Source organism: Pedobacter sp. 01N416 (assembly GCF_056399685.1).
The window spans coordinates 1-1,694 of sequence record NZ_JBFTRT010000807.1 but is presented as its reverse complement, the minus strand read 5'-3'; the positions used below and the strand labels follow the sequence as shown (position 1 = coordinate 1,694).

Genomic DNA, 1,694 nt, shown 5'->3' with positions numbered 1-1,694 from the left:
GCATGTTACCGGACATGCAGATTTTCCATTTAGAATTGATGATGAGGATAATGATAAGTTACAATTTACCAATCTACTAGCAAATAGGATATACGGAACGCAAGACTGGAAGCAATATAGCCTAAAGTTACCCCTTCAAAAAGAGGCCACAAAAATTTATCTTTTTCCTATGCTTTACGGTCCAGGCAAACTCTGGCTTGATGATGTTCAGATATTAATTGATGGTGTAGATATCAGTCAGGCAAAAATAAAACCAGATTATAATCCTAATGCCCCACAAGCTATTAATTATGGCAGTAATGCGACGGCATCGGGCAGAGTGAAAGTGAAAGATGCCGAACTGTATTACGAAACCTATGGAAAAGGCGAGCCCCTGTTATTATTACATGGAAACAGCCAATCGATCAGCGTTTTTAAAAAACAGATTAAAGCATTCTCAAAAATTTATAAGGTTATTGCAGTAGATACCCGTGGACAAGGAAAAAGTACCGATTCCAGTACTCAGCCACTTTCATATGACCTCTACGCCGAGGATATGAAAACATTACTTGACTCTTTACATATCAGTAAAACCAATATTTTAGGCTGGAGCGATGGTGGAAATACGGGGTTGATCATGGCGGCTAAATATCCTACATATATAAAGAAACTCGCCGTTACCGGAGCATGTACAAACCCAAATGAAGCAGTTTCGACCAGTACTTTAGAAGAGGTTAGCAAAGCAATTGAAAGTTTGAAAACCAGACAAGATGTTAAATCTAAGTATCAGGTTAGGTTATTTACCATGTTGCTTACCGAACCGCATATTACTGCTTTTGACCTGAAGAAGATTAAAGCACCAGTTTTGGTAATGGCAGGTGAGAAGGATATGATTTTAGAGAAGCACACTAAATTTATTGCGGCTAACATCTCTAAATCGCAACTATTTATTTTTAAGGGCGCTTCACATTATGTGCCTGTAGAAATGGTTTCAGAATTTAATACTAAGGTGCTTGCCTTTTTAGATAAATGAAAAATGTAATTAAGGTTGTTGGTCTTTCCTGACTTTATCTTTTACAACATTCCAACATTAAAACATTCCAACAATCCTTATCTTTGCAAACAGATGGAAAATTTATTGGCAAAACATGATCTGGCAGGCGGATATTGCAACAGTTTAACAACTTATTCGAGGTATTTAACCCGAGAAGTTAACATAGGTGATATTGCTTTAGGCGGGCACAATCCAATCCGGATTCAATCGATGACTACTACCGATACCATGGATACTTTAGGTACTGTAGAACAGACGATCCGCATGGTAGAATCTGGCTGTGAGTATGTTCGTATTACCGCACCGAGCATTAAAGAAGCCGAAAATCTGGCCAATATTAAAAAAGAACTGCGTTTCCGAGGTTATAATGTGCCATTAATTGCTGATATCCATTTTACGCCGAATGCTGCCGAAATGGCTGCGCGCATTGTAGAAAAAGTAAGGGTTAACCCAGGCAATTATGCAGATAAAAAGAAGTTCGAGAATCTAGAATATACACAGGATGCTTACAATGCAGAGTTAAGCCGGATTTACAAAAAATTTATCCCTTTAGTTAAAATCTGTAAAGAGTATGGTACCGCCATGCGCATTGGCACTAATCACGGATCGCTTTCTGACAGGATTATGAGTCATTATGGCGATACCCCTCGTGGAATGGTAG

The 1,694-nt window shown here is 38.5% G+C and carries 2 protein-coding genes; both read left to right on the top strand.

Annotation, left to right across the window (positions count from 1 at the left end):
* Window positions 1-1,012: alpha/beta fold hydrolase (locus tag AC1DND_RS27370; RefSeq protein ID WP_477585944.1), on the top strand; the 1,012-nt coding region annotated here is incomplete at its 5' end.
* A gap of 93 nt (window positions 1,013-1,105) precedes the next feature.
* The coding region (locus AC1DND_RS27365; protein ID WP_477585942.1) for a flavodoxin-dependent (E)-4-hydroxy-3-methylbut-2-enyl-diphosphate synthase at window positions 1,106-1,694 on the top strand (589 nt) is incomplete at its 3' end.